We start from the raw sequence: 25,105 nt of genomic DNA, 5'->3' as shown, positions 1-25,105 counted from the left end.
CCAGCCTGGAGGTATCGATGACTGACATTTCCATCCGTTCCGCAAGAAGCCCGCGCTTCACTGCGCGGGCTTCCGCATTTAACCGGCCGGTAAGCTCTGACTATGCAGCCAGCGGGGACCCAGGAACAGCACCGGCAGATGCGCACCGTCGTTCCCACGCGGGAGGATCCGCTTTTGGCGCGCTTCACCGCGGTGGTGGGCGGACCGCTCGGACGGCGGACGGCCCCGGGGCTGATCCGGCCGGGTGCCTTCACGGTTGACCGCGTGCTGATCGTGCTGACAACCCTGGCCGCCCTGCTGGCACTGGTGCTGAAGGAGCATTGCCGCAGCAGCGGCTGGAACACGCCGGATCAGTTCTACGCGACCTGCTACTCGGACCTGCCCCAGTTGTTCGGAAGCCGGGGACTGGCCGGCGGGCTCTTTCCCATGTTCGGCTCCGGGCCGCGGTTCGAATATCCGGTCCTGACCAGTTTCATCGCCGGCTTCACAGCGCTGCTCGTCCCCGGCAGCGGCGCGGGCGCGGCTCGTGCGCTGGACTACTTCGACGTCAATGCCACACTGCTGGCTGCGGCATGGGTTGGCGCCGTCGTTCTCACTGCGCGCATGAACCGCCGGCGGCCCTGGGACGCGGCGATGGTCGCCGTCGCCCCCGGGATCATACTGGCCGGCTACATCAACTGGGACCTGTGGGCAGTGCTGGCCCTCGCAGCCGCGCTGTTGCTCTTCGCACGGCGGCACGCCGTTGCGGCAGGGCTGCTGGTCGGCATCGGCGCCTCCCTCAAGATCTACCCGGCCTTGCTGCTGCTGGTACTCCTGCTGCTGGCAGTGCGCTCCGGCCGGTACCGGGCCTTCGTGACGACGGCGGTGGCGGCGGCGGCAGCCTGGCTGGCCCTGAACCTGCCGGCGGCCGTGTCCAACTTCGGCGCCTGGGCCTGCTTCTACCAGTACAGCGCCCAGCGTGCGGCGGGCTACTCGTCGCCTTGGTATGCCTGGAACGAGGTCGCCGGGCGGATGCAATGGACGGCGTTGTCTGCAGGCACCGTCGGGGCCCTCGCCGTCGCGCTGTTCCTGCTGGCCTTCCTCGCCCTGGCGGTCCTGGCCCTCGCAGCCCCGAGGCGCCCGCGTGTGGGTCAGCTGTTGTTCCTGCTGGTGGCAGCGTTTGTTCTCGTGAACAAGGTCTACTCCCCGCAGTATGTGCTGTGGCTGATCCCGCTCTTTGTGATCGCGCGGCCCCGGTGGCTCGAGTTCCTCCTGTGGCAGGCGGCCGAGGCGTTGCACTGGGCCGCGATCTGGCTTTTCCTGGGCCAGCAGACCAGCGGCGGGAATCTGCAGCACAATATTGATGTGCCCTACTACGTCCTTGCCGTGGCGCTGCACATGATCGCCCTGATGGCGCTCATGGGACTGGTGGTGCGGGACATCCTCCACCCGGCGTGCGACGTCGTCCGGCGGCAGAGGGTGGACGACCCGCTTGGCGGTGCTTTCAACCGGTCGCCGGACAGCTTTGTGCTGCACCGCGCCCGTCCGGCGGACGCGCTGCGGTGAACACGCCCGACGCCGTCGTCGTCGGGGCGGGCCCGAACGGGCTCGCCGCAGCAGTGACGCTGGCCCGGGCCGGTCTGGCCGTCCGGGTAGTGGAAGCAGCGGACAGGATCGGCGGGGGCACCCGCACCGAGGAGCTCATCGAACCGGGCCACGTGCACGACGTCTGTTCTGCCGTGCATCCGATGGCTTTGGCATCCCCGTTCTTCCGGTCCTTTGAGCTCCCGCGCCGGGTCCGCTTCGCCGTGCCGGAGATTTCCTATGCCCACCCGCTCGACGGCGGCCGGGCCGGACTTGCCTGGCACGACGGGGCCGCAACGGCCGAGGGGCTTGGGGAGGACGGGGGCGCCTACACCCGTTTGTTTTCCCCGCTGGTCCGGGAGATTGACGCCGTGACGGGATTCGTCACCGGTCCGGTGATAGGGGTGCCGGAGGACCCTGCCTCAGCCTTTGTCTTCGGCCGCAGGGTGCTGGGGCAGGGCAGCTTCCTGCGGCGGGTGCGGTTCGCCGGCGCGACGGCTCCCGCGATGCTGGCGGGCGTGATGGCGCACGCAATCCAGCCGCTGCCGTCCCTGTCGGCAGCGGCCACAGGGATGGTGCTCGGAGCCATGGCCCACGCGGGCGGTTGGCCGATTCCGCTCGGGGGCTCGCACGCCATCACGGATGCGCTGGCCGAGGATCTGCTCGCCCACGGCGGCGAGATAGTCACCGGCCATCCGGTCGAACGGCTGGAAGAGCTCCGTCCCGCCCGTGCGGTGCTGCTCGATGTTGCCGCCCCGATGCTCCGGGCCCTGGCGCCGGGCCTGCTGCCGGCACGGTACCTGCGCGCCCTCGGCCGTTTCCGCTTCGGCAATGCGGTCTGCAAGGTGGATTTCATCCTGTCCGGCGCTGTCCCGTGGGCCAATGCCGACATCGGGCGCGCCGGCACGGTGCATCTGGGCGGCACGGCGGCGGAGATCGCGGACGCGGAGGACGACGTCGCCCGCGGCCGGCACCCGCGCAAGCCGTACGTGCTGGTTTCCCAACCCTCGATCTTCGACCCGGGCCGGGCCCCGGCCGGCCGGCAGATCCTGTGGGCCTATTGCCATGTTCCGGCCGGGTCCACCAAGGACATGACCGGGGAAGTGACGGCCCAGCTGGAGCGCTTCGCCCCGGGGTTCCGCGACCTGGTGGTGGCGTCCAGAGCCACCACGGCCGCGGGCGTGGCAGGCTACAACCCGAACTACGTGGGCGGGGACATCAGTGCCGGCGCCGTTGACCTGCGGCAGCTCATCGCCCGGCCGGTGCTCTCGGCGGCGCCATGGAGAACGCCGCTGCCGGGCGTCTACCTGTGCTCCGCCTCCACGCCTCCGGGTCCGGGGGTGCACGGCATGGCCGGCTTCCACGCGGCGCGGCTTGCGCTCCGCGATGTCTTCGGTCTGGCCGTGCCGCCGCTCGGGGTCGGCGCCTGACCCCCCGTGCGGCGGGCGGTCTCCGGCTAGCGCCGGCTACCGCCCGAACCGGCGGAGGCGAAGCGAGTTCGTGACCACGAGGACGGAACTTGCGGCCATCGCGGCACCGGCGATCATCGGGTTCAGCAGGCCCAGTGCGGCCACCGGGATCCCGACGGCGTTGTAGAAGAAAGCCCAGAACAGGTTGGTCTTGATGGTCGCCAAGGTACGGCGGGAAAGTTCGATTGCCTGGGCGACCTGCTCCAGGCTGTTGCCCATCACGGTGAGGTCGGCCGCTTCAATGGCGACGTCCGTGCCGGAGCCCATGGCGATCCCGAGGTCAGCCTGGGCCAGGGCCGCGGCATCGTTGACGCCGTCTCCCGCCATCGCCACCGTTGCACCGGACGCCTGGAGCCTGCGGATCTGCTCCACCTTCTCGTGCGGGAGCACCTCGGCCATCACATCGGCGGCGTCGATGCCCACCGCCGCGGCGACCTGGCCCGCAACGGCTGCGTTGTCCCCGGTGAGCAGCATCGGGCGCAGACCCAGTTCACGGAACCGGGCGATGGCCGCCCGGGAGCCTTCCTTGACGGTGTCGCGGAGGCTGATGATGCCTGCTGGAAGCCCGTCGACCGCCACCAGCACGGCTGTGGCGCCCGCTGTCTGCTGCGCTTCAAGGGCCGCCGTGACTTCCGCGGGAGTGGCGACGCCGTGCGCCTCGAGCAGGGTGCCGCGGCCGGCGACGACGGCGCGGCCGTCGACAGTGCCCTGCACGCCCCCGCCGGGGGTGCTCGTGAAGCCGGTGACCGGCTGCAGCGGCCCGTGCGCCGCAGCAGCGTCGGCGATGGCGCGTCCGAGCGGGTGCTCGCTCGCGGATTCGACGGCGCCGGCGAGCCGCAGGACCTGGTCCCCGGCGTATCCGGCGAAGGCGGCCACGTCCGTGACTGCGAGGTGGCCGGTGGTGACGGTCCCCGTCTTGTCCAGCACAATCGTGTCAACGGTGCGCGTGTCCTCGAGCACCTGCGGTCCACGGATCAGGATGCCCAACTGCGCGCCGCGGCCCGTCCCGGTCAACAAACCGACGGGGGTGGCCAGCCCGAGGGCGCAGGGGCAGGCGATGACCAGGACCGCGACGCCGGCGGTGAAGGCAGCATAGAGGCCGCCGCCGAAAATCATCCAGAGCAGGAACGTGAGCACGGCCAGGCCGAGGACAACGGGGACGAACACGGCGCTGATCCTGTCCGCCAACCGTGCGATCGGCGCCTTGCCGCTCTGCGCCTGGCTGACCAGGCGGCCCATCTGGGCAAGGGTGGTCTCGGCGCCGACCCTCGTCGCCTTCACCAGGAGCCGGCCCGCCGTATTGATCGTGGCACCGGTGACCGCGTCCCCGGCGGAGACATCCACCGGAACCGATTCGCCTGTGATGAGGGACGCGTCGACGGCGCTCTGGCCCTCGACAACGACGCCGTCGGTGGCAAGTTTTTCACCCGGCCGGACGACGAACACGTCCCCGACCGCCAGGTCTGCTGCCGGGATGCGGACCTCGGCTCCGCCGCGCAGCACGGTCGCTTCCTTCGCGCCGAGATCCAGCAGCGCCCTGAGGGCGTCGCCCGCGCGCTGCCGGGCATTCGCCTCCAAGTACCTGCCCAGCAGCAGGAAGGTGACGACGACGGAGGCGACTTCGAAGTAGAGCGGGTGGGCACCCGCGTCCATCCCGGGCTGCGCCGTCAGCGCCGGATCGGAGAAGAGCTGCCAGGAGGAGAACAGGTAGGCGGCCGCCACACCGAGGGACACCAGGGTGTCCATGGTGGAGCCCAGGTGGCGGGCGTTGATCGCAGCGGCGCGGTGGAAGGGCCAGGCCGACCAGGTCACTACCGGCAGGGACAGCGCGAAAGCCACCCATCCCCAGTTGCTGAACTGCAGCCCCGGCACCATGGACATCAGCAGCACCGGTACGGTCAAGACGGCCGCGACGATCAGCCGCGGACGAAGCGCGGCTCCGGCAGGTTCCGGCCGGGGCACAGTCTCCGAGCCGGCTTCGCTTGCCGCCCCGGTTGGCGTTGACGTGCGGGGCTTGGCTGCGGGTTTGAGCGTTGCCTTGTAGCCGATGGCGTTCACAGTCTCGATGAGCTGTTCGTCCGTGACTGTCCCCGGCGCCGTCACCTGCGCGGACTCCAGCGGCAGGTTCACCACCGCCGAGACGCCCTCGAGCTTGCCCAGCTTGCGCTCGACCCTGGCGACGCAGGAGGCGCAGGTCATCCCCTCGATGTCGAGTTCGACGACCCGTGCGGGGGTCAACAGGGCTTTGTTTCCCTGGCTGCTGTCCGTGGTTGCTGCCCTCCGTGGTTGAGGTGTGGCTGGTTGAGGTGTGGCCGAGGCGGCGGTTTGGGCCGGCGGTGATCAGGCGGTCGCGGAGACCACGGTGTAGCCGGCCTCGGCGACCGCTTCGCCGATCTGCTCCGGTTCAAGCGGTCCGGCCGACGTGATCACGGCCCGCGAAACGCCGCCCTTGTTCAGTTCGACGTCGACGCCGCTGACGCCCTCCAGCGCCTCCAGCTCTTCCGTCACGGCCGAGACGCAGTGGCCGCAGGTCATGCCCGAGATGTTCACGGTGGTTTCCATTGCTTTGCCTTTCAATTGGGGTTGTTGATCAAGAGCGGCTTCCGGTTCCTATTTCAGGAGCCTGCTGATGGCGGCCGAGGCTTCGCGGACTTTCTCCTCCACCACGGCCGGGTCCCCGGTGGCCGCCGATTCGTTGGCGGCGCCGACGACGCAGTGCGAAATGTGTTCTTCGAGCAGCTCGATACTCACCGCGTGCAGCGCCTTCGTCACGGCCGAGATCTGCGTGAGGATGTCGATGCAGTACTTGTCCTCATCGATCATCCGCGCGATCCCGCGGACCTGCCCTTCGATCCGGTTCATCCGGCGCTGGTACGCGGCCTTGTCGCCGGAGTATCCGTAGACGGGCGCCTCGGTGCCGGAGACGGTGTGGTGAGTGTCCATGAGAGGTCCTTCCCTGCGTTGCGCGTTCGAATCTATACCCTCGGGGGGTATGCGTCAAGAGGTTGGGACTGCCCGGGTTCCTGCGGGGGCAACCCGCCGCGCCAGATGCACCAGCTCGGCCGCCGGGTCGCTCAAGCGCCGCCCGGCGGTCCAGACCGCCCGCAGTTTCCGCCTCAGGTCCACTCCTGCCACCGGCACCGCCCGCAGCTCGCCGGTGCGCAGGGCGGCCTCAACGGCCAGCCCGCTCAGCACCGCCGGACCGACGCCGGCGGCGACGCTGATCTTCACTGCGGCGTTGCTGTTCAGCTCCAGGAGCGGCTCGGCCCGCTCATAGGAGGCGAGGGCGTCGTCGAGCACGCTGCGGGTGCCTGAGCCGGGTTCCCTGACCACCAGCCGCTCCGCCGCTAGTTCCGCGGCCTCCACCGGTGACCTCCGCGCCGCCCAGCGGTGTTCGGCGGAGACGACCAGGACCAGTCTGTCCGTCGCGACCGTGCTGCAGGCTAGTCCGGCGGGGACGCTTCGGGACTCCACGAAGCCGACGTCGTACGCGCCGGCCGCCACCCGCTCGAAAATTTCCGCCGAATTGGCCACTTCGAGGCGGATTTCGACGTCGGGCTGCCGGCGCCTGAGCTCGCCCAGCCAGAGCGGCATCAGGTGCTCCGCCACGGTCATGCTCGCGCCAACGGCCACATGGCTCAGCTGCTCGGAACGGAGTGCGGCACTGCCGGAGAGGAGCCGCTCGGCCGCCTCGAGCACTGACCGCGACCAGTCCACCACCACCGCTCCCGCCGGGGTCAGTTTGGAACCTCTCGGAGTGCGCTCCAGCAGGGCCAGGTTCAGCGATTTCTCCAGCTGGGACAGGGCCCGGCTGGCGTTGGGCTGTGCCATGCCGACGGATCTCGCTGCCGCGCCGAGACTGCCCTGGAGGGAGACCGCTACCAACAGTTCCAGGACCTTCAGGTCCGGCCACTCGGATGCCATATCGGCATGATATGCCTCACCTCTCGGAAGCGGCTGTCACATGGATGTGAAGTGTACTTATTAGTTCTGCAGCTAGGGTACCGTTGAGCCAGACCAAACTAGCGGTCAGTGGGACCTACACAGGGAGTTCGCATGGAAATTTGGCCGGGCAAAGCTTATCCGCTGGGGGCCACTTTCGACGGCAACGGCACCAATTTCGCGCTCTTCAGCGAGGTGGCTGAAAAGGTCGAACTGTGCCTGATCGACGCGGAGGGCGCCGAAGAGCGGATCCAGCTCACTGAGGTCGACGGCTACGTCTGGCACTGCTACCTTCCGCAGGTGAAGCCGGGACAGAAGTACGGGTACCGGGTCCACGGTCCGTACGATCCGGCCAACGGATTCCGCTGCAACCCGAACAAGCTGCTGCTCGATCCCTACGCCAAGGCAACCTGCGGTGAAATCGACTGGGATCCGGCGCTCTTCTCCTACAATCTGGGCGACCCCGATTCGCGCAACGACGCGGACTCGGGCCCGCACATGATGCTCGGCGTCGTGATCAACCCGTTCTTCGACTGGACCGGGGACAGCGCCCCGCAGACCCCCTACCACCGCTCGGTCATCTACGAGGCGCACGTGAAGGGCCTGACCGCCCAGCACCCGGAAATCCCCGAAGAGCAGCGCGGCACCTATGCCGGCGTCGCCCACCCGGCCGTCATCGCGCACCTGCAGAAACTCGGGGTCACGGCCATCGAGCTGATGCCGGTGCACCAGTTCGTCCAGGACAGCATCCTGAAGGACAAGGGCCTGTCGAACTACTGGGGCTACAACACCATCGGCTTCTTCGCTCCGCAGAACTCCTACAGCGCCACCGGCGCCCTCGGCGAGCAGGTCCAGGAATTCAAGGCCATGGTCCGCGCCCTGCACCAGGCCGGCATCGAGGTCATCCTCGACGTCGTCTACAACCACACCGCTGAGGGCAACCACCTCGGGCCCACGCTGTCGTTCAAGGGCATCGACAGCCAGGCGTACTACCGGCTCGTCGACGACGACAAGCAGTACTACATGGACTACACGGGCACCGGCAACTCGCTGAACGTGCGCCACCCGCACTCGCTGCAGCTGCTGATGGACTCGCTGCGCTACTGGGCCACCGAAATGCGTGTGGACGGGTTCCGGTTCGACCTCGCCTCCACCCTGGCCCGCGAGTTCTACGACGTGGACCGCCTGTCGACCTTCTTTGAAATGGTGCAGCAGGATCCGGTGGTTTCCCAGGTCAAGCTCATCGCCGAACCGTGGGACGTCGGCCCCGGCGGCTACCAGGTCGGCAACTTCCCGCCGCAGTGGACCGAATGGAACGGCAAGTACCGCGACACCGTGCGCGACTTCTGGCGCGGCGAACCGTCCACGCTGGGCGAATTCGCCTCCCGGCTGACCGGCTCCGCGGACCTGTACGAGAGCTCCGGGCGCCGCCCGGTGGCGTCGATCAACTTCGTCACGGCCCATGACGGCTTCACCCTGCGCGACCTGGTCTCCTACAACGAGAAGCACAATGAGGCCAACGGCGAGGACAACAACGACGGCGAGTCCCACAACCGTTCCTGGAACTGCGGCGCCGAAGGCCCCACCGATGACGAGAAGGTGCTGGCCCTGCGGGCACGGCAGCAGCGGAACTTCCTCGCGACGCTGCTCTTGTCGCAGGGTGTGCCGATGGTGTTGCACGGCGACGAGCTCGGCCGCACCCAGGACGGCAACAACAATGGCTACTGCCAGGATTCCGAACTCACCTGGGTGCACTGGGATGCGATGGACAAGCCGCTGACGGAATTCGTGGCCGCCGTGTCGAAACTCCGTCATGACCATCCCACGTTCCGCCGGAGCCGGTTCTTCGACGGCCGGCCGGTGCGCCGCGGCGAGGGCGAGCGGCTCCCGGACGTGGTCTGGCTGAACGTTGACGGCTCGGTCATGGTCCCCGAGGACTGGGACAACGGGCTCTCGCGTGCTGTCGGTATGTTCCTCAACGGTGACGGCATCGCCGGGGTGGACAACCGCGGACGGCGCATCACCGACGAGAACTTCCTGCTGTACTTCAACTCCGGGGACGAGGGCGTGGGCTTCACGCTGCCGCCCGAGGAGTACGGGGCGCGGTGGGAAGAAGTGATCAACACCGCCGGACACGACGACGGCGAGCCGCTGAGCAATGCCGGCGAGTCCCTTGAGGTGGAGGCGAAATCGATGATCGTCCTGAGGGCCTTCACCGAGCCCGAGACCGAACCGGACCACTCGGTGGCCGCATCGCTGGCCACGATGGCCGCCGGGGCGCTCACGGAGAACGAGCCGCCCGCCGGACCGGTGCTGAAGGCTCCGCAGAACTAGGGCCCGCGCAGGGCGCCGCCGGCTGCCGGCTGCGCGGAACGCGGGAAGCAGACATGGGAACGCATATGAGGGGAACTATGAAGAAACCAGTGTCGACCTACCGCTTGCAGATCCGCGAGTCGCTGACCCTTCAGGACGCTGCCGGGCTGGTGGATTACATCCGCCGGCTCGGCGCGGACTGGGTCTACCTCTCCCCGATCCTCACGGCTGAGAAGGGCTCTGACCACGGCTATGACGTGACCGACCCGACCTCCGTCGACGAGTCCCGGGGCGGGCCCTCGGGCCTTGAGGCACTCTCGGCAGCAGCCCGGGCAGCCGGGCTGGGTGTCCTGGTGGACATCGTGCCCAACCATCAAGGGGTCGCCACACCTGCGGACAACCCCTGGTGGTGGTCGCTGCTGAAGGAGGGCCGGCAGTCCCGCTATGCGGAGGCCTTCGACGTCGACTGGGACTTCGGCGGCGGCAAAGTACGCATTCCGGTGCTCGGCGACGGCGAGCACGAACTCGATGAGCTGAAGATCGTGGACGGCGAACTGCGCTACTACGACAACCGCTACCCGATCGCCGATGGCACCGCCGATGACGGGGCGAGCCCCGTCCGCGTGCACGAGCGCCAGCACTACGAGCTGGTGAACTGGCGGCGGGAGGACGCCGAGCTGAACTACCGGCGCTTCTTCGGGGTCAGCTCCCTTGCGGGCGTGAAGGTGGAGGTCCCGTGGGTCTTCGATGAATCGCACGCCGAAATCGGCCGTTGGATCGACGAGGGCCTCGTGGATGGCCTCCGAGTGGACCACCCGGACGGCCTTGCTGATCCGGCGGGCTACCTGGAAAGGCTCCGCGAGCTGGCCCGGGGCGGCTACGTCCTGATCGAAAAGATCCTCGAACCCGGCGAGGAACTGCCCGCAGGCTGGGCCTGCGACGGCACCACCGGCTATGACGCGCTGGCCGACGTCGACAGGCTCTTCACCGATCCTGCCGGCCAGGCGGCCCTGGATGCCCTCGACGGGAGCCTGCGTGAGGGCACGCCGGCCGACTACCATTCGATGATTCACGGCACGAAGCGCGGCATTGCCGACGGCATCCTGCGTTCGGAGGTCCTCCGGCTCGCGCGGCTCGTCCCGGCCGACGCCGGCCTGGCGCCGGAGACAGCGGCGGACGCGCTGGCGGAACTGCTCGCCTGCTTCCCGGTGTACCGCAGCTACCTCCCCGAAGGAGCGGCCTACCTTGAGGAAGCCGGCCGGCTCGCGGCCGAACACCGGCCGGACCTGGCCGGGGCGCTGCAGGTGCTGCTGCCGCTGCTTGCCGGCCAGGGGCGGACCGCCGGTGAGCCGCTGGGCGAACTTGCCACGCGGTTCCAGCAGACCTCCGGCATGGTGATGGCGAAGGGCGTGGAGGACACGGCCTTTTACCGGTACACCCGGCTCACGTCGCTGAACGAAGTCGGCGCGGATCCCTCCGTCTTCGCGCTCGCCCCGGCGGAGTTCCACGACAGGCAGCGCCAGCGGCTTGCCTCGGCACCGCATTCAATGACCACCCTTTCCACGCACGACACCAAGCGCTCCGAGGACGTGCGGGCCCGGATCAACGTCCTGTCCGAAATCCCCGGAGAGTGGGCGCAGACCCTGAGCACGCTCGATGCTGCGGCGCCGCTGCCGGACGGCCCGCTCAGCAACCTGCTGTGGCAGGCGATCATCGGCGCATGGCCGCTTTCGCGCGAGCGGGCGCACGCGTACGCCGAAAAGGCAGCCCGCGAGGCGGGAAATTCCACGCGCTGGACGGCGCCGAACGAGGAGTTCGAGGCCGCGATGCACCGGCTCGTCGACGCGGCGTACGACAACGAGGAAGTGTCGCGGACGGTCGGTGCGCTGGTGAACCGCATCCGCGCGGCGGGCTGGTCCAACTCGCTCTCTGCGAAGCTGGTGCAGCTGACCATGCCCGGCGTGCCCGACGTGTACCAGGGCAGCGAATTCTGGGAGGACTCCCTGGTGGACCCGGACAACCGCCGCCGGGTGGACTTCGAGGCGCGGCGCACGGCGCTGGAACAGATCGACGCGGGGGCGCTCCCCGCCGTCGGCCCCGACGCCAAGGCGAAACTGCTGGTCACCAGCGCCGCGCTAAGGCTGCGGAGGGACTCGCCGTCGCTCTTCACCGGCTACGAGCCGCTCACGGCAGCCGGCCCCGAGACGGCATCCCTGCTGGCTTTCGACCGGGGCGGGGCCATCACGGTGGCGACCCGGCTGCCGCTGGGCCTGGAACGCAGGGGAGGCTGGGCGCGCACAAGCCTGGACCTGCCCTATCCGGTGACCGACGTCCTGACCCGGAACCGGCACGACGCGGGCACCGTCCTGGTCCGCGACCTGCTCGCCACTTATCCGGTCGCCCTGCTGGCCCGCAGCGACGCTGCTGCCCCTGGTGCCGCAAACGACCCGAGCCAAGGAGCACGCCATGAGTAGCAGATTCGACGTCTGGGCCCCCAAGGCCGGCAAGGTGGAGCTCTCCGCCGGCGGTGAAACGATCCCGATGTCCCCGATCGGCGGCGGCTGGTGGCGTCCGGGCAGGGAACCGCAGGGAGAAGTCGACTACGGCTACCTGCTGGACGGCTCGGACAAGGCGTTCCCGGACCCGCGCTCGCGGCGGCAGCCCCGCGGCGTGCACGAGCTCTCGCGCACGTTCAATCCCGGCGCGCACGAGTGGCAGGACGGCGGCTGGCGCGGCCGGCAGCTGGCGGGCGGCTCGATTTACGAGCTGCACATCGGAACCTTCACCCCGGAGGGCACCCTCGACGCAGCCATCGGGAAGCTTCCCTACCTCGTGGAGCTGGGGATCGACTTCGTGGAGCTGCTGCCGGTCAACGGTTTCAACGGCACGCACAACTGGGGCTACGACGGCGTGCTGTGGTACACCGTCCAGGAGCAGTACGGCGGCCCTGCGGCCTACCAGCGCTTCGTGGACGCAGCCCATCGCCACGGCCTCGGCGTGATCCAGGACGTGGTCTACAACCACCTCGGGCCGAGCGGGAACTATCTGCCGAACTTCGGACCGTACATGAGCTCCGGGGGCTCGAACACGTGGGGGGAGAGCATCAACCTCGACGGGCCGGATTCCGGGGAGGTCCGCTCGTACATCCTGCAGAACGCCCTGATGTGGCTGCGCGACTACCACGTGGACGGCCTCCGTCTGGATGCGGTGCACGCGCTGGCGGACCACACGGCGGTGCACCTGCTGGAGGAGATGGCGGCGCAAGTCGACGTGCTCTCCGCGCAGCTGGGTAAACCGTTGTTCCTGGTGGCGGAGTCGGATCTCAACGACCCGAAGCTGATCACCTCCCGCGAAGCCAACGGGTACGGCCTCACCGGCCAGTGGAGCGACGATTTCCACCACGCGGTGCACGTCAATGTCACCGGTGAAACCGCCGGCTACTACGAGGACTTCAATTCCCTTGCCGCGCTGGCCAAGGTGGTGACGCGCGGGTTCTTCCACGACGGCACGCTGTCCACCTTCCGCGGCCGTGTCCATGGCCGGCCCCTGGATCTGCACAAGACTCCGACCTGGCGACTGGTGACCTGCATCCAGAACCACGACCAGGTGGGCAACCGCGCGATCGGGGACCGCATCAGTGCCACCGAGAGCTACGGGCGCCTCGCGGTCGCCGCTGTGCTGAACCTGACCGCACCGTTCACGCCGATGCTCTTCATGGGAGAGGAATACGGTGCCTCTACGCCGTGGCAGTTCTTCACCTCGCACCCTGAGCCGGAACTCGGCAAGGCGACGGCGGAGGGCCGGATCAAGGAGTTCGAACGGATGGGCTGGGACGCCGCGGTGGTGCCCGACCCGCAGGATCCGGCCACCTTCGAACGCTCGAAGCTCGACTGGTCCGAGGCCGGGCAAGGGGACCACGCCCGGTTGCTGGAGCTCTACCGCGCGCTGCTCCGGCTCCGCCGTGAGGTGCCGGAGCTGACCGACCCTAGGTTCGGCGAGGTGGCGGCCGAATTCGACGAGTCCAACCAGTGGTTCCTGATGCGGCGCGGAGCCCTCGCCGTCGCGGTGAACCTTGCGGACGGCGCCAGGAGCGTACCCGTGGCCTTCGAAGAAATCCTTCTCTCCACCGAGCCCGGCATCGGTCCCGGCGCCGGCACCCTGGACCTTCCGGGCGCCAGTGCCGTCGTCGGACGGACGGCCTGAGGCTCACGCTGGTCCATGGCTTAGCGCCACGGACCAACGTGCACGGACCTGCGTCCGTCGATCAGTAGAGGGATCCCAGGATGTACTGCGTCACAAGGGGTCCGGTGAGCCTGACCCCCCGATAGCGGCGCGCATGCCGCCGCCGGATCGGCCGCCACGGTGTCGGTTTCACGCCGAGCCTTCTCAGCGCCCGGGTAAGCCGGCGGTCGCTGAGCGGTGTTTCGCCGCGCAGCTCGCACCAGGTCAGGTAGACGCCCGTCATGGAGTCGAGCGACGGCTGGATCAGTTCGTCGTCGGTGGACGCCGTGCACGTGGTGAGGAAATCCCTGACGTGGGCGGCGTCGCTATGGCTGCGGAGATGAGGGACGTTGAGCATGATCGTCCTTGCCCGCCGGCCGCCACGGGACGGTCGGCTTTGTACTGCGAAAGCCGGCCATGTCTCGACCTGCGCTTCGCACCATTCTTGTCTCCGCGCCCGGGGGTGGCAAGGGGTCGGCTGCAACCGGGGGTCAGGGACGGTGCTTGAAGCTCTCGTAGACGGCCGCGATGTCCTCGCTGCCATGGCCCGCGGCGCTGGCCGTGCCGAACCTGCCGCTGACCGCCTCCAGGATGCCCGTATCCACCCCGTGAGCCCGGGCGGCGTCGGTGATCAGGCCCAGGTCCTTGGCGAGCCCGTCGAGGGCGAACGCCGTCGGGTACGTCTCCGCCGTCATGGCACCGCCCTTGAGCTGCGCATAGGGCGTATCCACCGCGCTGCCCTTGATCGCGTCGAGGAAGAGCTGCGGGTCGAGGCCCTGTGCGGCAGCCAGCGCCAGCGACTGGGCGATGCCAGCGGTGATGGTCGCGAGCCAGGCATTGCAGGCGAGCTTGAGGGCGGTGCCGTCACCGATCCGGCTGCCGGTCTCGACGACCTTGGCGCTGATAGCCTCCAGGACCGGACGCGCGGCCTTGATGAGCTCGGAGGGCCCGGCGACGAGGGCCGTGAGCTGGCCCGATTCGGCCGGCTGCTTGGTCCCCAGCACCGGAGAATCCACGAGGGGAAGGTTGTTCTGCTCGGCGAAGCGGGCGACGGCGGCCGTTCCCTCGGCGCCGATCGTGGAGGCCTGCAGCCAGACCGCACCCTCGGCCAGCGCCCCGGGAAGCTCGCGGGCGACTTCCAGCACCGCGTCGGCGTCGATCAGGATGGTGATGACGACTTTGGCGCCGGCCACGGCAGAGGCGACGTCGGTGGCAACGTGGGCCCCCTCGTTGGCGAGCGGCTGTGCTTTCTCCGGGGTCCGGTTCCAGACCGTGACGTCGAAACCTTCGCTGAGCAGATGGGAGGCCATGCCCCGGCCCATGATGCCTGTTCCGAGGACTGTTACCGCAAGTGCCATGAGGTGGTGCCTTTCGATCGGTGCGTCGAGCAGACTTGATATCCGAGCCGGCTGCTTGACCAAGATACCAAGCCTACTTAGTATCACATCATCTTCACCCCCCGTCCGGTCAAGAGGCAATGAGATGGATCTCACTTCCGCCACGTGGACTTCCGTTGCGCGGTTCGCGTCTAATGAGTAGTGACAAACGTAGGAGCCCGTGACGATGCTTGCTCCGACTTTTCTTTAGTCTCCGCAGTGCAGCGGCCCGGCAGGAAAGTGCAAGCCGTCTCGGGTGGACCCGGAAGGCAACACTGTTGAACCACCTCGCTGACCAACACCTGCAGGGCTGGAGCGGTCGGGAGGCGCTTGCCGAAGCGATGATTCCGCTGATCGGCCGCCTGTACCGCGAGAACAATGTCGTGACCAGCGTGTACGGCCGCAGCCTGATCAACCAGTCCGTGATGGGACTGCTCAAGGCGCACCGCTTCGCCCGCCAGATCGACGACGTCGAACTTCCCATCGAGGAAACCTTCCCCGTCCTGAGCGCCCTCGACGGGCTTCGGCTGGGCGCGGCATCGGTGGACGTCGCGCGGCTCACGGTAGCCTTCCGCAGCGAGGCCGCGGGCCGGAGCCTGGAGCAGTTCCTGCGTGACGAGCTTGCCGACATCGTGGACCGCCAGGGGGCCGACGGGCGGACCAGCACCGACGTCGTGCTGTACGGCTTCGGCCGCATCGGACGCCTGCTGGCCCGGATCCTGATCGAGCACTCCGGCGGCGGCCACGGGCTGCGGCTGCGCGCCATTGTGGTCCGCAGAGGCTCGGAGAACGACCTGATGAAGCGCGCCAGCCTATTGCGCCGCGACTCGGTGCACGGCCCGTTCGAGGGCACCATCACCGTTGACACCGAGAACAACACCATCCTGGCCAACGGCACGCTCATCCAGGTGATCTACTCCTCGGATCCGGCGTCCGTGGACTACACCGCCTACGGCATCGAGGACGCGGTCGTGGTGGACAACACCGGCCGTTGGCGCGATGAGGAGGGCTTGTCCCAGCATCTGCGCAGCCGCGGGGTCTCCCGCGTCCTGCTCACAGCACCCGGCAAAGGCAGCTTGAAGAACATCGTGCACGGCATCAACCACGCCACGATCGAGGACAGCGACACCATCGTCACTGCCGCCTCGTGTACGACCAACGCCATCACCCCCGTCCTCAAGGCAGTCAATGACCGTTTCGGCGTCGAGCACGGGCATGTGGAGACTGTGCACTCCTTCACCAATGACCAGAACCTGACGGACAACTTCCACAAGGGCGACCGCCGGGGCCGTTCGGCCGCGCTGAACATGGTGCTGACCGAAACCGGCGCCGCGAAGGCCGTTGCCAAGGCCCTGCCCGAGCTCGCCGGCAAGCTCACCGGCAACTCGATCCGCGTGCCCACCCCGGATGTGTCCATGGCGATCCTGAACCTGACGCTTCAGACCGAGGCGACCAAGGACGAGATCAACGCCTACCTGCGCGGCATGTCGCTGAACTCGGACCTGCACAAGCAGATCGACTACATCGACTCGCCGGAAGTGGTCTCCACCGACTTCGTCGGTTCCCGCCGGGCGGGCATCGTGGATGGCCTGGCGACGATCGCCAACGGCCGCCACGCGGTGCTCTACGTCTGGTACGACAACGAGTTCGGCTACAGCTGCCAGGTGATCCGGGTCCTTGAGGAGATGGCTGGCGTGCACGCCCCGGCCTTTCCCGGCGTCGGCAAGGACGTTGCCAACGCCGAGCACGAGGACTTCGCCGCCGCACTCTGACTCCGGCTAAGAGTTTTTCCCTCTCTGGCCCTGCGTACCGGGGCGTGCCTCGCGGGCCAGCCGTTCCAGTATCTCCGCCAAGGGGTGCGGGGCATGGGTGGGCAGGACCAGTTCGAGGGAGATCTCGGGGGCGTCGGGAACGGCGATGTAGCGCACACCCGGGTGGGGATGCTGCCGGCCGGAAGCGGGAAGCACACCGATACCTCTGCCGGCCGCGACCGTTTCGATTGCTTCGTCGTAGTTGCGGCTGCTCAGAACGACGGCCGGCTGCCGGCCCCCGGGCCAGATGTCGGTGCCCACCGTGCCGCTGACCGCATTGACCACCAGCGGATAGTCGGAGAGCTCGGACCAGTGCAGCCTCCGCCTCCGCGCGAGCGGGTGGTCGCGCGCGACAGCCACAATGCGCGGCTCGGTGGTGAGTTCCACGGTGTGGACCGACGGCGCCGTGCCCGTTCCGGCATACACGATCGCCGCGTCCGTGCGCCCGTCGGCCACTCCGCCCCAGCGGTCGTCGCAGCGAACGAGCTGCACCTGTGAGCCGGTGGCCTTCTCGAGCCGGCCGATCAGGTCCTTGGTCAGTGAGCTGGGCAGCAGCCAGGTGAAGCCCAGCCGCAGAACATCGGACTCCTTCACCGCGCGGATGGCCGCGTCCAGCTGCGGCAGAACGGCCGCGAGTTCGGAGCGGAGCCGCTCGCCTGCGGGAGTGAGTGCCACGCTGCGCGTCGTTCTCACCACGAGCCGGGCATCGAGGGCGCGCTCCAGCCGGCCGACGGCGCGACTGAGCGTTGGCTGGCTGGTGCCCTTGAGCGCCGCCGCGCGGGTGAAGTGGGTTTCTTCGGCCAAGGCCATGAACAGTTCCAAGTCCCGCAGCCCGACATCCATGCATCCATTGTATGAATCCGGCGGAACGGGTATTTCACTTCGGGGCCGGCCGCGCCTAGCGTCGAGCGGGTATTTGAGCCGCACGGCACCTCGGTGCGCGGGCCGCACGGCTGCCAGACGACGCGCGCCGGGAAGACAGCATCGCTGTGCAAATCCATGAAGTGCTCCAGTCCATTGCAACCCCTCTCGGAGGTGGGGCCTATCCCCGGGGTCCGTACCGGTTCGTGGGCAGGGAGTACCTGAACATCACCTACCGCACGGACCCGGAGGCATTGCGGGCTGTCGTCCCCGAACCGTTGGAGGTCGCGGACCCGCTGGTGCGATTTGAGGTGATCCGGATGCCCGACAGCTCGGGCCTGGGTGATTACACCGAATCGGGGCAGGTCCTGCGGGTGAAGTACCAGGGCCAGGACGTGGATTATGTCCACAGCATGTTCCTGGACAACGGGCCGGCAATCTCCGGCGGCCGGGAAGCCAGCGCCTACCCGAAGAAGCTGGGCCGGCCGCGGCTGTTCGTCGATTCCGACACACTCGTCGGGACCCTGGACTACGGCAGCCTGCGGGTCGCCACGGCGACGATGGGCTTCAAGCACGCCGTGATGGATCCGGAGGAAGCGCGCGCCGAAATCGCCATTCCGACGCTGATGCTCAAGCTGATGCCCGGTTACGACGGCAAGCCCCGCATCGCGGAACTCGTCAGGACCGAGATTCAGGACCTGACCATCCGCGGCGCCTGGACCGGCCCCGCCCGGCTCGAACTGCACGCGCATGCTTTGGCGCCGCTGTCCGACCTGCCGGTGCGCGAGATCGTCTCGTCAAGCCACATCCTGACCGACCTGAGCCTGCCGCCCGCCGAATTGGTGCACGACTACCTGGCCGGCTGAGACGGGTCAGACCATCAGACCGGCGGCCAGAACGGCCATCAGCACCGCTATGCCGCCATCGAGGATGCGCCAGGAACGCGGCCGGGCAAAGACCGGCGCAAGGAACCGCGCGCCGAAACCGAGCAGGCTGAACCAGAGGGTGCTGCCGAGCGCGGCCCCGAGGGCGAACAGCCACCGTCCGTCGGGACCGTGCGGGGCAGCCAGTGAGCCGAGCAGCAGCACAGTATCCAGGTACACATGCGGGTTCAGCCAGGTGATGGCCAGGCAGGTTCCGACGGCGGCGGCCAGGCTGCCGGCCGCGCCGGAGCCCGCCGTCTGGAGTGCTCCCGGTCGCAATGCCCGCCGCGCGGCGATGACCGCGTAGGCGAGGAGGAACGCTGCACCTGCCCAGCGGACCACTTGCAGCACCCAGGGGGCTGTGCGGGTCAGGGCGCCAATCCCTGCAACCCCGGCAGCGATCAGCACCACGTCACTGGCGATGCAGATCAACACGATCGGGAGGATGTGTTCGCGGCGCAGGCCCTGGCGCAGCACGAACGCGTTCTGGGCTCCGATGGCCACAATGAGGGAGAGGCCGGCGCCCAGTCCGGCTGCTACGGCGAGAAGGGATTCCGGGAGGGTCACCCGCCCGACATTAGCGATCCGGACCGATGAATCCCAGCCGGATTTCCTTCACTGCTCCTAGCTCGAGATGGCGGCGATCAGGTCCCCGACGCGGTAGTCCGGGTAATAGCGGGCGATGTCAGCCTGGCTGAGGATCCCGACAAGTGTCTCGCCGCGGAGCACCGGCAGCCGGCGGACCCGGTGGCGCTGCATTACCGAGATGGCGTGCTCGATCGAGTCGTCCGCATTGACGGTGACCGGCAGTCCCTCCACCAGTTCACCGGCCGTCATACCGGACGGGTCGCGTCCCTGTGCAACACATTTGACGACGATGTCCCGGTCCGTGACGACCCCCACGAGATGCTGCTCCGGGTCCAGGATCGGCAGCGATCCGACGTTGAGGTCAGCCATCTTCCGGGCCGCTGCCTCCAGCGTGTCCTGCTCGGCGGCGCAGGCCGCCCCGGGGGTCATGATGTCGCGTGCCAAAGGCATTTTCCCTCACTCCTCCCTCGGAAACCGGGTCCGGACCTGGCCGGTCTGGAGTACTGCCAGACTAGACCCGGGTGGGGCGGCCGTCCATCAGGCCAAGCAGTCCTGAATGTGTGAGGCCGCAGCGCGCGCCGCGGGAACGAAGCCGACGACGGCGTCGAGGTCGGTAAGCAGTGTGACCGTCGAGATGCTGATGGCGCCGATGGTTTTGCCGCGGACCTGGACGGGTACGGCGAGGCAGCGGATATTGGTTTCGTTTTCTTCTTCGTCGAGCGAGAAGCCCCGTGCCCTGATGCCGGCGAGGTCAGACAGCAGGGCATCGAGCGTGACATGGGTTCGGGGCGTCCGGGCAGCAAGGCCGGTGCGTTGCACGAGTTCTGCCACCTCCGCGTCGTCCATGCCCGCGAGGATGCACTTGCCGATGGCTGTGCTGTGCAGCAGTTGCTTCATTCCCACGTGCGAGGCGATGCCAAAGCCCTGCGGCCCCTCGACCTTGTGGGTGTAAATGAAACGGTCGCCGGCCGCCAGGCCGAGGTGGACAGTCTGTGAAACCTCGTCGGAGAGGCTCTGCAGAATTCCGTCCACGCTGGCGTTCACCGGGTCGCGCATGGCCGCAGCCGCGACCGCCCGTGCCCGCGGGCCGAGCTCGTAGGAACCGCCTTCGTGGACTGCGGCCCATCCCTCGGACACCAGCACGGCGAGCAGGCGATGGGCGGTGGACTTCGCCATCCCGGCGTCGGCCGCCAGAGCCGACAACTGAATGCGGCCCCCGGCGCTGCCCAGCGCTTCCAGCAGCTTGAGCAGCTTCCTGGGCGCAGCTCCCTCCCCGGATCCGGATCCTGCCGGCATTACTGGCCCACTTCCTTGTTCTGCCCCACGACTCCCGCCCGGCATGGAGGATCTGCGATATTGACACGCCTATGCAGGGTGCCTAACCTACTTCCTATATGATTCCATCACCCCGAACACCATTCCGTCAAGCGGAACGCGGGTAGCCGGCAAAGGAGCCGTTATGGACCAGAAAGAACTGTTGACGCTCAGCGACCGTGCCGCCGAGCACGTGCTGAACCAGGAGGGGACCGGCGACGGGCGCCGTGCAGGGTGGCTGATGATCTCCACCATCCTGATTGAAGCCTGGGACCTCTACTCCATTTCATTTCTGCTGATTTTTGTGAGCAAGGACCTCCACCCCAGTCCCGCAATGCTCGGCCTGGCATCGGGCGCGGTGCAGGCGGGTGCTCTCCTTGGCGCCTTCTTCGGCGGCTGGATCGCGGACCGCCTCGGCAGGCGGAAGGTCTTCCTCGCCACGATGATCCTGTTCATTGTGCTGGCCGCTGCGCAGGGCTTCGCAACCGATATGTGGCAGCTGGTCATCATCCGGTTCCTGCTCGGGTTCCCGTTGGGCAGCGACATTTCGACCGGTTATGCCTACATCATGGAGAGCATGCCCAAGGGCAAGCGCGAGGTGATGGGCAACCGGTGGCAAATGATGTTCGGCATCGGGGAGATCGTCGCCATCATCGTGATCACCATCCTGTACATGACGGGTATGGACCACGCCCTGCTGTGGAGGCTCGGACTGGCACTGGGCGCCGTCCCCGCACTCGCCCTGCTGGTCATGCGCCTGGACGTTCCCGATACCGCTCTCGCCCTGATCCAGCGCGGCAAGTTCGCACAGGCCAAGAAGGTCTCGCGTGAGATGTTCAACGACGACCTCGACATGCTGCCCGACCAGGACTACGCGATCGACCGTCCCCGCACCCGCGACTTCCTCGCCAGCATCTGGGCCGACCGCACGCGCCGCCGGGCGACCATTTTCGCCTGGATCTCCAACGCCATGCAGGGCGCGGAGTTCGCCGCGTTCGGGTTCTACCTGCCGACCATCCTCATCCTCACCGGAGTATCCGGCATCACGGCAACCAACTTCCTCACCGCCGGGATCTACGTGATCGCGACGATCGGCGGTTTCACGGCGCCGCTGGCCACCCCGAAGATCGGACACAAGGGCGTGGCGCGCGTGGGCTACGGCCTGGCCTTCGTCTCCCTGATCCTGGCGGCCATCTTCCTGCAGGTGAACTGGAAGCCCTTGGTCCCGCTGGCAGCGGCCGGCCTGATGTTCGGCCACTATTGGGACGCCTCCAACGGGATGACGATCGCCTCCATGGTCGCCCCCTCGCGCTACCGCGCGACAGCGTCCGGATTCGGTTACATCTTCGTCAAGCTCGCCTCATTCGTCGCGATCTTCTTCTTCCCGATTATGTTCACCGCGCTCGGCGTGCCCCTGGCCACCGCCCTGGTTGCGTTGCTGTCCCTGACCGGTTACCTCGCGGCGACCTACATCCTTCCCGAGGTGTACGGCTATGTGGAGCAGGAGCGGGCTGGGGCGGCGGAACCGGCGGCGGAAGGCGCTCTGTGAGCACTTCGCCCCGCATCGTCGTCACCGACTGGGACCAGGACTCCCTCGCCGAGGAGGAGGCCGTCGCCGAGTCGAGGAGCATGGAACTGGTCCGGGCCGACTGCCGGACGGAGGAGGACGTCATCCGCGCGGCGGCCGGAGCCCAGGGAATCCTGGTCCAGTACGCCCCCGTCACGCGCAAGGTCTTCGAGGCTCTGCCTGAGCTGAAGGCTGTCGGGCGTTACGGCGTCGGCGTGGACACTGTGGATGTGGAGGCCGCCACCGACTCCGGCGTGGCGGTCTGCAACGTTCCTGACTACGGCACGGAGGACGTCAGCGACCACGCCATAGCTCTGGCGCTCACCCTGGCCCGCGGGGTTGCCGCCCTCGACCGGGCGATGCGCCGGGGGGATTACTCCCTGGCCCCGGCCCAGCCGCTGCACCGTCTTTCCGGACGGGTCTTCGGCGTCGTCGGGCTGGGCCTGATCGGAGCCGCCACCGCCCGCAAGGCGCGGGGAGTCGGTTACAGCACCATCGGGTTCGATCCGCTGCAGACGCCCGGGACCGTCAGCCCGGACGGCACAACGGTGGTGACGTTCGAGGAGCTCATCAGCCGCGCCGACGTGCTCTCCCTGCATGTGCCCCTCAACCGGCACACACACCATCTCGTCAATGCGGAGGTGCTGGCGCGCATGAAGCCGGGAGCCTTGCTGGTCAACACCTGCCGAGGCGGGGTTGTGGACACCGAAGCCTTAGTGGAAGCGCTCCAGTCGGGGAGCCTCCGCGGGGCCGGGCTCGACGTGTTCGAGGAAGAACCGCTTCCGTCCACCAGCAGCCTGCTCGGACTCCAGAACGTCGTCCTGACGCCCCACGCCGCTTGGTACAGCGAGGAGTCCCAGGAAGAGCTCAAGCGCCGGACAGCGGAAAACGTGATGGATGTCATCGCCGGGCGGGCGCCCCGCAACATCGTGAACCCGGAGGTACTCAAATGACCACTACCGAAACGACGGAAGAAGCAGCCGGGGCCGAGGTGCGCCCCGTCCCGGACGGCCGGGCGCCGGTGCGCCGGCAGCTCCCCCGCCTCTCGGAAGTGCGTGAGCTGCTGCAGTTCCGGGCCCCCGTCCTGGACCCGGTCAAACGACGCTTGGACAACGCCCTCACCATCGAGGACCTGCGGCGCATCGGACGCCGCACCACTCCGCGCGCTGTCTTCGACTACGTGGACGGCGCGGCGGATGCCGAGGTCACGGCGTCCCGGAACCTGCAGGCGTTCCGGGACGCGGTCTTCATTCCGGAGAACCTCAACTCCGTGGTCGATCCGAATCTGTCCACCGAGCTGCTCGGCGAACGCATCGACTTCCCGCTTGTCTTCGCGCCCACCGGATACACCCGCATGATGCACCACGAGGGCGAAGCGGCGGTCGCCCGCGTCGCCCAGCGCAACAACCTGCCGTACACCCTCTCCACGGTGGGAACCACCGCCATCGAGGGCGTACGGGAGGCCGCGCCGGAGGGGAAGAACTGGTTCCAGCTGTACCTCACCAACAATCACCGGTTGAACAACGAACTGGTGGACCGCGCGCTGGCCGCGGGATGCACGACGGTAGTGCTGACCATCGACACCGCAGTGGGCGGCCGTCGGCTTAAGGACGTCCGCAACGGGCTGACCATTCCGCCGTCCCTGACCGTGAAGACCTTCCTGGACATGTCCCGCTTCCCCTACTGGTGGATCAACAAACTCACCACCGCGCCCATTGATTTCGCCTCCGTGCGTGATTTCCCGGGAACCTCCGCGGACGTCGCGGCCCTCCTGTTCGATCCAGGCCTGGAGTACGAAGACCTGGCATGGCTGCGGAAGAAGTGGCCGCACAACCTCCTGGTAAAGGGGATCCAAAACCCCGAGGACGCGCGCCGGGTGATGGAGCTCGGGGCCGACGGCGTCGTGGTTTCCAACCACGGCGGACGCCAGCTCGACCGGACTCCGGCAACCCTCGACATCCTGCCGGCGGTCCGGGAGGCGGCGGGTCCTGACGCCACCGTGCTCCTGGACAGCGGAATCAGGCATGGACAGGACATCATCGCCGCGGTTGCCAACGGAGCCGACGCCGTGATGATCGGCCGGGCCTACCTGTACGGGCTGATGGCCGGCGGTGAGGCCGGCGTCGAACGGGCAGTCGAGATCCTGCGTTCGGAATACCGGCGGGGCCTCCAGCTTCTCGGGCTCGACGCGACGTCGAAGATCGCCGCACGCCACGTGAACATCCACGCTTCCAGCCTCGAAAGCAGCTCGATCCAATGACCAAGAATCACCTTTTTGACCCGAACGATGCGCCACTCGGAACGCTGCTCAAAGCCCGGACAGCTTCCGGGGAAGTCCGCTGGTTCCACCAAAGCCGGGACGGATTGCGCGAGCTGGGCGCGGAAACCGGACTCGGATCCTTGCTCGCCCTCGGGATTGCCGACGCCCTGCGGACCCTTGACGCAGCGCCCCTTGCCTCCGAGGCTCCGGTGGAGCTCCTCGCTCCGGTCGACGACCGTACGGAGGTCTGGGCAGCTGGCGTAACGTACCAGATCTCCAAGGAAGCCCGGATGGAGGAGAGCAGCGAGGCGGACATCTACGACCGGGTGTACGACGCCGAGCGGCCGGAGCTGTTCTTCAAGGCGATCGGCTGGCGGGTGTCCGGACCGGGGGGACCGGCGGGCATCAGAACCGATTCCGAACTGAACGTCCCGGAACCGGAACTGGCTCTCGTCCTGAACTGTGAAGGCGACATTGTCGGCTACACCATCTGCAACGACATGAGTTCCCGGTCCATCGAAGGCGAGAACCCGCTCTACCTGCCTCAGGCCAAGGTGTACCGGCACAGCTGCTCGATCGGCCCCTGGATCCGTCTCGCCTCCCACATGCCCGACCCGCAAGACGCAGGAATCACGATGGAAATCGCCCGGCGCGGTGAAGTGGCATGGAAGGGGGACACGTCGACGGCCAAACTCAAACGGACGTTCGCGGAACTTTCCGCATATCTGGTCCGGGCGGAGACCTACCCGGAAGGTGCAGTGCTGTCGACGGGCACGTCCGTCGTCCCGGGCCTGGACTTCATCCTGTCCGAGGGGGACATCGTGACCATCACCATTGAGGGCATCGGTGTGCTGTCCAACGCTGTTACCCGGGTCTGAGACCCCGAAAGGAGCATGA

Annotated in this window: 21 protein-coding genes; 11 read left to right on the top strand and 10 right to left on the bottom strand. The window is 67.9% G+C overall.

The window, feature by feature from the left end; genetic code table 11:
* Nucleotides 1-102 precede the first annotated feature (102 nt).
* Together KIH31_RS17095 and KIH31_RS17090 are read left to right on the top strand one after the other, a co-directional pair.
* Complete coding sequence (locus KIH31_RS17095; RefSeq protein WP_214428341.1) at nucleotides 103-1,545, top strand: glycosyltransferase family 87 protein; 1,443 nt, start codon at nucleotides 103-105, stop codon at nucleotides 1,543-1,545.
* Nucleotides 1,542-2,993, top strand: a complete 1,452-nt coding sequence (locus KIH31_RS17090; RefSeq protein WP_214428340.1) for an NAD(P)/FAD-dependent oxidoreductase — start codon at nucleotides 1,542-1,544, stop codon at nucleotides 2,991-2,993. Before KIH31_RS17095 ends, KIH31_RS17090 begins: the two co-directional genes overlap by 4 nt.
* Before the next feature lie 36 nt (nucleotides 2,994-3,029).
* Here KIH31_RS17090 and KIH31_RS17085 read toward each other — a convergent pair whose 3' ends face one another.
* The 4 genes from KIH31_RS17085 to KIH31_RS17070 form a co-directional block, all read right to left on the bottom strand.
* A complete protein-coding gene (locus KIH31_RS17085; RefSeq protein ID WP_214428378.1) occupies nucleotides 3,030-5,231 on the bottom strand; it encodes a heavy metal translocating P-type ATPase in 2,202 nt (733 codons plus the stop codon).
* A 141-nt stretch (nucleotides 5,232-5,372) separates the two neighbouring features.
* Nucleotides 5,373-5,594 carry a heavy-metal-associated domain-containing protein gene (locus KIH31_RS17080; protein ID WP_214428339.1) on the bottom strand — a complete coding sequence of 74 codons (222 nt, stop codon included), beginning with the start codon at nucleotides 5,592-5,594 and terminating at the stop codon, nucleotides 5,373-5,375.
* A gap of 48 nt (nucleotides 5,595-5,642) precedes the next feature.
* Nucleotides 5,643-5,975 (bottom strand): metal-sensitive transcriptional regulator, encoded by a 333-nt coding sequence (locus KIH31_RS17075; RefSeq protein WP_214428338.1) that lies wholly within the window; start codon nucleotides 5,973-5,975, stop codon nucleotides 5,643-5,645.
* 54 nt (nucleotides 5,976-6,029) lie between these two features.
* The gene (locus tag KIH31_RS17070) at nucleotides 6,030-6,956 is read right to left on the bottom strand and encodes a LysR family transcriptional regulator (protein WP_214428337.1); all 927 of its coding nucleotides are present in this window, start codon (nucleotides 6,954-6,956) and stop codon (nucleotides 6,030-6,032) included.
* Nucleotides 6,957-7,088: 132 nt separating this feature from the next.
* Here KIH31_RS17070 and glgX point away from each other — a divergent pair, with 132 nt between their 5' ends.
* From glgX to treZ, 3 genes are all read left to right on the top strand, one after another.
* Nucleotides 7,089-9,308 (top strand): glycogen debranching protein GlgX, encoded by a 2,220-nt coding sequence (glgX, locus tag KIH31_RS17065; RefSeq protein WP_214428336.1) that lies wholly within the window; start codon nucleotides 7,089-7,091, stop codon nucleotides 9,306-9,308.
* A gap of 77 nt (nucleotides 9,309-9,385) precedes the next feature.
* Complete coding sequence (gene treY, locus KIH31_RS17060) at nucleotides 9,386-11,761, top strand: malto-oligosyltrehalose synthase (RefSeq protein ID WP_214428335.1); 2,376 nt, start codon at nucleotides 9,386-9,388, stop codon at nucleotides 11,759-11,761.
* Nucleotides 11,754-13,490 carry a malto-oligosyltrehalose trehalohydrolase gene (treZ, locus tag KIH31_RS17055; RefSeq protein ID WP_214428334.1) on the top strand — a complete coding sequence of 579 codons (1,737 nt, stop codon included), beginning with the start codon at nucleotides 11,754-11,756 and terminating at the stop codon, nucleotides 13,488-13,490. The genes treY and treZ overlap by 8 nt, the downstream gene beginning before the upstream one ends.
* A gap of 61 nt (nucleotides 13,491-13,551) precedes the next feature.
* On the opposite strand, the gene KIH31_RS17050 is transcribed toward treZ, so the two are convergent.
* On the bottom strand, nucleotides 13,552-13,866 hold the full coding sequence (locus KIH31_RS17050) for a hypothetical protein (protein ID WP_214428333.1): 315 nt from the start codon (nucleotides 13,864-13,866) through the stop codon (nucleotides 13,552-13,554).
* Nucleotides 13,867-13,999: 133 nt separating this feature from the next.
* Nucleotides 14,000-14,866, bottom strand: a complete 867-nt coding sequence (locus KIH31_RS17045; protein WP_214428332.1) for an NAD(P)-dependent oxidoreductase — start codon at nucleotides 14,864-14,866, stop codon at nucleotides 14,000-14,002.
* 296 nt (nucleotides 14,867-15,162) lie between these two features.
* Here KIH31_RS17045 and KIH31_RS17040 point away from each other — a divergent pair, with 296 nt between their 5' ends.
* Nucleotides 15,163-16,656, top strand: a complete 1,494-nt coding sequence (locus tag KIH31_RS17040; RefSeq protein WP_214428331.1) for a glyceraldehyde-3-phosphate dehydrogenase — start codon at nucleotides 15,163-15,165, stop codon at nucleotides 16,654-16,656.
* A gap of 6 nt (nucleotides 16,657-16,662) precedes the next feature.
* On the opposite strand, the gene KIH31_RS18345 is transcribed toward KIH31_RS17040, so the two are convergent.
* The gene (locus KIH31_RS18345; protein ID WP_214428330.1) at nucleotides 16,663-17,538 is read right to left on the bottom strand and encodes a LysR family transcriptional regulator; all 876 of its coding nucleotides are present in this window, start codon (nucleotides 17,536-17,538) and stop codon (nucleotides 16,663-16,665) included.
* 146 nt (nucleotides 17,539-17,684) lie between these two features.
* Here KIH31_RS18345 and KIH31_RS17030 point away from each other — a divergent pair, with 146 nt between their 5' ends.
* Entirely contained in the window at nucleotides 17,685-18,422 is a 738-nt protein-coding gene (locus KIH31_RS17030) for an acetoacetate decarboxylase (protein ID WP_214428329.1), read from the top strand.
* Nucleotides 18,423-18,428: 6 nt separating this feature from the next.
* Here KIH31_RS17030 and KIH31_RS17025 read toward each other — a convergent pair whose 3' ends face one another.
* From KIH31_RS17025 to KIH31_RS17015, 3 genes are all read right to left on the bottom strand, one after another.
* Nucleotides 18,429-19,046: a LysE/ArgO family amino acid transporter gene (locus KIH31_RS17025; protein WP_307857691.1), complete on the bottom strand. Its 618-nt coding sequence runs from the start codon at nucleotides 19,044-19,046 to the stop codon at nucleotides 18,429-18,431.
* 57 nt (nucleotides 19,047-19,103) lie between these two features.
* Nucleotides 19,104-19,517, bottom strand: coding sequence for a CBS domain-containing protein (locus KIH31_RS17020; RefSeq protein WP_214428328.1), 414 nt, complete (start codon nucleotides 19,515-19,517; stop codon nucleotides 19,104-19,106).
* 87 nt (nucleotides 19,518-19,604) lie between these two features.
* The gene (locus KIH31_RS17015) at nucleotides 19,605-20,363 is read right to left on the bottom strand and encodes an IclR family transcriptional regulator (RefSeq protein ID WP_214428327.1); all 759 of its coding nucleotides are present in this window, start codon (nucleotides 20,361-20,363) and stop codon (nucleotides 19,605-19,607) included.
* Between the two features lie 163 nt (nucleotides 20,364-20,526).
* On the opposite strand from KIH31_RS17015, the gene KIH31_RS17010 reads away from it, so the two are divergent.
* The 4 genes from KIH31_RS17010 to KIH31_RS16995 are packed head-to-tail and all read left to right on the top strand — an operon-like array spanning nucleotide 20,527 to nucleotide 25,086.
* On the top strand, nucleotides 20,527-21,930 hold the full coding sequence (locus KIH31_RS17010) for an MFS transporter (RefSeq protein ID WP_214428326.1): 1,404 nt from the start codon (nucleotides 20,527-20,529) through the stop codon (nucleotides 21,928-21,930).
* Nucleotides 21,927-22,901 (top strand): C-terminal binding protein, encoded by a 975-nt coding sequence (locus tag KIH31_RS17005; protein WP_307857690.1) that lies wholly within the window; start codon nucleotides 21,927-21,929, stop codon nucleotides 22,899-22,901. The genes KIH31_RS17010 and KIH31_RS17005 overlap by 4 nt, the downstream gene beginning before the upstream one ends.
* Nucleotides 22,898-24,208 carry an alpha-hydroxy acid oxidase gene (locus KIH31_RS17000; RefSeq protein WP_214428325.1) on the top strand — a complete coding sequence of 437 codons (1,311 nt, stop codon included), beginning with the start codon at nucleotides 22,898-22,900 and terminating at the stop codon, nucleotides 24,206-24,208. The genes KIH31_RS17005 and KIH31_RS17000 overlap by 4 nt, the downstream gene beginning before the upstream one ends.
* A complete protein-coding gene (locus KIH31_RS16995; RefSeq protein ID WP_214428324.1) occupies nucleotides 24,205-25,086 on the top strand; it encodes a fumarylacetoacetate hydrolase family protein in 882 nt (293 codons plus the stop codon). Before KIH31_RS17000 ends, KIH31_RS16995 begins: the two co-directional genes overlap by 4 nt.
* Nucleotides 25,087-25,105 lie beyond the last annotated feature (19 nt).

Origin of the sequence: Paenarthrobacter sp. DKR-5 (assembly GCF_018531425.1) — a bacterium.
GTDB lineage: Bacteria > Actinomycetota > Actinomycetes > Actinomycetales > Micrococcaceae > DKR-5.
This window is presented reverse-complemented; position numbering and strand designations above follow the sequence as displayed.